The 6081-nt window shown below is 37.5% G+C and carries 5 protein-coding genes; all 5 read left to right on the top strand.

The genetic code is table 11. The features are described 5' to 3' along the window. Positions 1–294 precede the first annotated feature (294 nt). The 5 genes from U1E44_RS16560 to U1E44_RS16540 are packed head-to-tail and all read left to right on the top strand — an operon-like array spanning position 295 to position 5935. Complete coding sequence (locus U1E44_RS16560) at positions 295–1827, top strand: lipopolysaccharide biosynthesis protein (protein ID WP_322932232.1); 1533 nt, start codon at positions 295–297, stop codon at positions 1825–1827. Beyond that, on the top strand, positions 1817–2935 hold the full coding sequence (locus U1E44_RS16555; protein WP_322932231.1) for a glycosyltransferase family 4 protein: 1119 nt from the start codon (positions 1817–1819) through the stop codon (positions 2933–2935). Before U1E44_RS16560 ends, U1E44_RS16555 begins: the two co-directional genes overlap by 11 nt. Beyond that, entirely contained in the window at positions 2932–4275 is a 1344-nt protein-coding gene (locus U1E44_RS16550; RefSeq protein ID WP_322932230.1) for an O-antigen ligase family protein, read from the top strand. Before U1E44_RS16555 ends, U1E44_RS16550 begins: the two co-directional genes overlap by 4 nt. 12 nt (positions 4276–4287) lie before the next feature. Beyond that, positions 4288–4881 carry an LbetaH domain-containing protein gene (locus tag U1E44_RS16545; RefSeq protein ID WP_322932229.1) on the top strand — a complete coding sequence of 198 codons (594 nt, stop codon included), beginning with the start codon at positions 4288–4290 and terminating at the stop codon, positions 4879–4881. Then, on the top strand, positions 4871–5935 hold the full coding sequence (locus U1E44_RS16540; protein ID WP_322932228.1) for a glycosyltransferase: 1065 nt from the start codon (positions 4871–4873) through the stop codon (positions 5933–5935). Before U1E44_RS16545 ends, U1E44_RS16540 begins: the two co-directional genes overlap by 11 nt. The last annotated feature ends 146 nt before the right edge of the window (positions 5936–6081 follow it).

Below are 6081 nucleotides of genomic sequence, written 5' to 3'. Positions count from 1 at the left end.
CTTGTTTTTGCCTTTCATTCAATAAATATAAGGCTTTTATCTCAATTAAACAAACTAATTTATGCTCTTATTAATAATTAAATAAGAAAGAAGTAAACTAAATAAGGTATTATTTCGTTCTGCATGGGTAATTTGGTTTGAAAACCTTTTTTATGGCATCTTTGCAGCTGTATTTCTGAATAGCGTAAAGTTTTTTAAGTCAGCTTATGAAGAAAGACTTTATGCCGATTTCAGAGGAACGCATTTCAAGGATTAATAACAACCGGTTTAGGGTATAAAATATAATAGAGGCTATTGGACAATAACAATCATAAGGGCTCAGTGACCTCCAAGGGAATCACGGGAATGCTATGGAACCTATCAGGTTCTGTGATTCAAATACTTTTACAATTTGTGGTTATAGGGATTTTGGCTCGATTACTGACCCCCGAAGAGTTTGGTATTGTAGCGGTAATGATGATTTTAGTTAATTTTTCGAGTTTGTTTTCAGAAATGGGAATTTCTACGGCCTTGATCCAACTGCCCTCTATTACAGAGCAACATATTGCTCAGGGGTATACACTGGCTTTTCTAATTGGTCTTTCCATTGGGATTGCCTTCTATTTCTTTGCCCCCACCCTGGCCGCTTTTTTCGATATAGAAAATGCAGATAATGCCGTGCGCTTTTTTGCCCTGTTTTTTCCCTTAGGAAGTATTAACGGGATCACTTCGGCCCTTTTGTCGCGAAAATTGCGGTTTAAGGTGTTGGTTAAGGTAGGGGCATTTTCGTATCTGTTAGGGCTGGGACCGATTTCTATAACCCTGGCACTATTGGATTTTGGATTTTGGTCATTGATTTGGGGGCAGTTTGCTTCGCTTATTATTGCTATGAGCGTTCTTATGTACTATGAACGTCCTGTCTTTTCCTTTCGCCTACAAAAGCCCATTGTAAAGGAACTGCTCTTTTTTGGATCCGGCCATACCCTCGGCTCTATCTTTAATTATTTTGCCGAAAATGCCGATAATATTATTGTAGGGAAGTCGCTGGGTACTGTGGCATTGGGAATTTATTCCAAGGCCTTTCAATTGTTGGCCGTCCCTGCCAAATTTTTTGGTGGTATTTTTGACAGTGTTCTATTTCCTATATTGTCCCAGAAACAAGCCCAAAAAACCAAATTATCAGATTTTTATCTGTTTAGTACCGCTATCTGCTTTGGACTATTACTCCCCGTTACCGTACTAATTTACATCAACGCTGAATTTATTGTAAATACCTTATTGGGGGACCAATGGAATGAGGTGGTCTTGCCCCTTCAAATTTTAATTTTTGGTCTGGCCTACCGCTTTGGCACCAAAATTAACAAATCGTATATAAAATCCATGGGTCTGGTATATCGGGGGGCTTATTATCAGTTTATTTTTGCCTTTTTAATGATTGTATGCTGTTTGCTGGGCTCCCTTTGGGGCGGCTTAAATGGGGTAGCCTTTGGCGTATTGGTGGCCACGGTATTAAATTATTTGCAGGTTAGTTACCGCTTATATGTGGAATTACAATTTTCCAAATCATCTTTTAGTTTGTTGCATGGCAAAACTTTGCTATGCTCTATTCCCTTTATCCTGATCACCGTTTTGCTAAACCGTTTTGGGATTGTTTCGGTTTGGGTACATCTGGGACTTTCTCTTTTTGTCTACCTGCCCCTTCTTTTCTTTCTCTTTTTTCATAAAAAAAGTGTTATTTTTAATGAAGAGAACCTGCCATTAATTACACATATATTAAAGTCTTTTCCGGGGGCTTTTCAAAAGGTTTTTTTAAAATTTAGATTTTTTCAACGTTACTATGCACAATAAAAAGGTACTGTTTATAGCTCCCCGTTTTCATACCAATCAATTTTTCCTTACCAAACAGCTTCTGGAAAAAGGAGTAGAGGTTCATTTTTTATCTATTTATCTAGGCGGTAGTGAAAATCACAATTACATAATACCTATTGTATCCAGACCTTCGATATTTATTAAAGGGCTACTAAAAAAATACACTGCTTCAAATAATCACGGAAGAAGTATTCTTAGAAAGTATCATATAACCTCATTTAGACATTGCATAGAGATTTATAAGAAGTTAAAACCAGAGATTGTCATTATAAGGAATATTAATAACTTATTTTCCTTACAACATTTTATAGTGGCTTTGCTTTTTAGAAAAAAAATATTCTTATACACCCAACATAATTACCGGGGTTATTTGGGTGTCAAACGGAATTTCTTTTTAAAATTTTTAAAATTTTTGGGGATACATCATTTTACTCCTGTTTTGGGAGAACCCAACCAACCCTATGCCCCAAATACAAGCTACATTCCGTTTGTAATTGATAAAATGAATACAAAAAAGGGTGTTCTATTACGAATGCAGCAACCGGGAATTAAAGTGATTACGATTGGTAAAATGGTAGAACGTAAAAAAATAAAAGAACTGATCCAAATTCTAAAGGAAATACCGCAATTTAATATCTCAGAAAACGAAATCCTAGTGGTTTCAGAGTGTATTTCCAAAGACAATTTTGCCTATTATGAGAACTTGAAAAAGGAAATCACTAAGGAAGGTGTTTTGGTAAAATTTTACCTCAACATCCCCCATCAGGAAGTATTATCCTTGCTAAAAGCATCCGATCTATTTATTTTGCCCAGCTATGACGAGCAAGCAGCCTTTTCCATTTTAGAGGCCATGGCCTGCGGTGTAGGGGTTATATGCTCGGATCAGAATGGGACTAAATGCTATATCCAAGAAGGCGTTAATGGAGCCGTTTTTACCTATTCAGAGAATTTGGATCACTTAAAAGAAATTCTTAAAAGTCTTTTAGATAAAAAAACCTTAGTTGATTATGGAATGGAAAGCCTTAACCAAATCGAAGCCCATCATGGCATTGAAAATTTTTATAAAACGATTATAGTAGACAAATGAAATATGCCTATTTCCTTATAGCCATTCTTCTGGCAGTAGACAATGTCTTTATTCGCTTTCGTGTTGGGGGGCTGAGTATTGATCGTCTATTAGAGTTTGGGTTGTTTTTTTTATTCTTAAAGTCATTCTTACTGGAGCTAAAGACGAATCCCTATTTTAAAACGTATACAACTTTTTTAGTTGGTTTTGCCCTATTACAACTGCTGGTTAATTTTAAAATGGCAATTTTTGGAGACATGGAATTTAAGGAGGTTTATGTGGATTTTGTGAAGTGTTTTTCTTTTTTGGTTTTTTCCTTTTTGTTTTTATTGATTGCTAAAAAAGACCCAAAGTATATCAATATTATTCTTTTTATTCATTTCCTGATTTGTGTCTTTGCTTTTTTGCAGCACCCCATTTCTCCTATTGCCTCACAGATGTTTGAGGTTAAAAAGTTACTTTTCTCCTCCCTCCCTGGCGAAGAAATGGGAAGATTGGGTACCGAAGAAGCGTATATAGAGGGTGGCTTTGGGGATCGTTTCCGGCTTTCCGGCCCTTTTGCCTATTCAATTGGCTTTTCCTATTTTGCCTTGAGCAGTTTTATACTCGGCTTTTATATGTACCTGCGGCACCGCCGGTCCTACTATTTGTGGTATTTGGGGCTGCTGTTTGTGGCCTCGCTGTTGAGCCAGACCCGATCGCTGTTGTTGGCCGAACTCTTTTTGGTCTTTGGGTATCTGTTCTTTGCGCCAGGTAGAAAGCATGCGCTCTATAAAATGAGCTTGGTGGCTGGGGCGCTAACCCTACTACTTTTGGTGTATGCAGCAGAAGACGTTTTGAGCTTCGGGAACAGCCGTATCACCCAACTGAATTCGGAGCGGCAAAGCGATAGCCGACCACTGTTGTGGGCCACCGGGCTCTATGCGGTGGCACAACATCCTTTGGGCATTTCGGATAGTGACTATATGGCAGTTCGGAAGGAAATGTTTTTAAAAAATGGTCAAAGTGCCGTACTCCTTTTGTCGGCCCATAACGGCCTGATCAATATAGGCTTTCACTATTCCGCCATAGGCTATGTGGTCTTCTTTTTCTTTGTACTCTTTCTGTTGCGCCATATCGGCTCCCATAAACCCACTTTTGCCGTTTTTTTTAGGTTGGTACTCCTTTCCTACCTTATTCATACCAGTTTTCACAATAATTTTATCTTGAATGCGGATTACCCTTTTTTAATGATACTGATGTTGATCGGGTTGGCAGGAACCTCTCAAAGCATGCTCCGCGAGGATTTGTCGATTACTGACCCCAATGGTGCACGGGCACCTAGGGTAGCCCTTTGCCAAAACACCACTAAGAACCGATAATTGCATATCGTCATGATTACATCCAAAGAACTATACCACTATTACGTAGCACAGGATCGCCTTGCAAGGGGGATGCACGCCCCAACCCTGGGTCAAAGTCTAAAGCAATGGATCTATATGGATCCTACTTGGAAGTTTCAGCGGCGACTAAGAAAACTGGAATACCAATTTAATACCAAAACCACAATTTTCGGAACACTTTATTACTACTGGTTGGAATACCGCTATAAAAAGTTATCGATTGCTTTGGGTTTTAGTATCCCTAAAAATGCTTGTGGTCCCGGACTTTCTTTGCCCCATTATGGCAATATTGTAATTAACAGTAGAGCCAAAATAGGAAAAAATTGTAAAATTCATTCGGGAGTTAATATTGGTGCTGCAGGTGGCGAGCCGGAGGCTCCAATTATTGGGGATAATGTGTATATTGGTCCAGGGGCTAAATTATACGGTAATATAATTATAGGCAACAATATTGCCATTGCTGCCAATGCCTGTGTAGGAAAGTCATTTATCGAAGAAAATATTCTTATCGGGGGGATTCCGGCCAAAAAAATTAAGAGTATTGACATTAACCGAATTCTAAAACATATAAAATTTGAAAATTAAAATAGTTTTTGTTTTACCTTCCTTACGTGCCGGTGGGGCAGAACGGGTTATGTCTTTTATAGCCTCACATATTAATAATGAAAGGTTTGAAGCGTCTTTATTAGTTATTGGCAACAATAAAGATCAATCCTATTCCGTAAAAGAACATACTCCAATTACTTTTTTAAATAAAACAAGTGTACGTATGGCTTTACCGGCTACGGCGTTGTACATTTACCACAATAAACCACATATCGTTATTGGGGCAATTGCGCATGTTAATTTTGCTCTCTCAATCTTAGCAATTTTTTTCCGTAGGGTTAGGTTTGTTGGTCGGGAAACCATAGTGGCAAGTGCATTACATAATTTAGAAAAATCAAAACCAAGAAGATCATTTCTACCTGACCTTAGACGCATAACTTTGTCAAAAATTGTCTGTCAATCGAATGACATGAAAGAAGACCTTATTTCCAATTTTGGATATCCCGCAGATAAGTTGATCATAATTGCTAACCCTGTTACACGCCGGTTTAAGTTGAAGACAAAAAAACAAAAAAAAGAACCATTACAGCTAATCACTGTGGGTCGACTAACCAAACAAAAAGGTTATTTGCGTATTTTAAATGTTCTTAGCAGGCTCCAAGAACCTTTTGAATATACTATAATTGGATCTGGATTGGAAAAGGAAGCCATTATTTCCCATGCTATTAAGTTAAATATTTTAGACAAAATAACCCATATTCCCTTCACCTCTACAGTAGAAACTTATTTGGCTAAAAGCGACCTCTTTCTATCAGGATCTTATGTGGAAGGTTTTCCCAATGTGTTTTTAGAAAGCTGCGCAGTTGGTACCCCAGTGTTAGCTTTTCAAGCTCCGGGAGGCATTAACGAAATTATAATTAATGGTGTTAATGGCTATACTGCTATTAATGAGCAAGATTTTTTTGAAAAACTAATATTATGCAGCAAAAAATCCTGGGATCCTCATACAATTCGCCATTCTGTAATGAATAAGTACGCAAAGGAAATCATCTTAAATGAATATGAATCATTATTCTTGTCACTCACGGTGTAAATCAAACGAATTGATTTAACTTAGTATTGACTTTTTTAAAGCATCCAAAACAACACTATTATTAACATTAATTAGCCATCCCCCGAAAATTGAATGTGACAATCGAAAAAGCATTGATTTTATTGATGTTTTGAGAGGTTTTTAAA

Origin of the sequence: Aurantibrevibacter litoralis (assembly GCF_034651555.1) — a bacterium.
GTDB classification, from domain to species: domain Bacteria; phylum Bacteroidota; class Bacteroidia; order Flavobacteriales; family Flavobacteriaceae; genus Aurantibrevibacter; species Aurantibrevibacter litoralis.
This window is presented reverse-complemented; position numbering and strand designations above follow the sequence as displayed.

Coding starts and splice junctions, on each gene's coding strand:
- U1E44_RS16550 (WP_322932230.1), top strand. CDS start 2,932: ATGAAATATGCCTATTTCCTTATAGCCATTCTTCTGGCAGTAGACAAT.
- U1E44_RS16555 (WP_322932231.1), top strand. CDS start 1,817: ATGCACAATAAAAAGGTACTGTTTATAGCTCCCCGTTTTCATACCAAT.
- U1E44_RS16545 (WP_322932229.1), top strand. CDS start 4,288: ATGATTACATCCAAAGAACTATACCACTATTACGTAGCACAGGATCGC.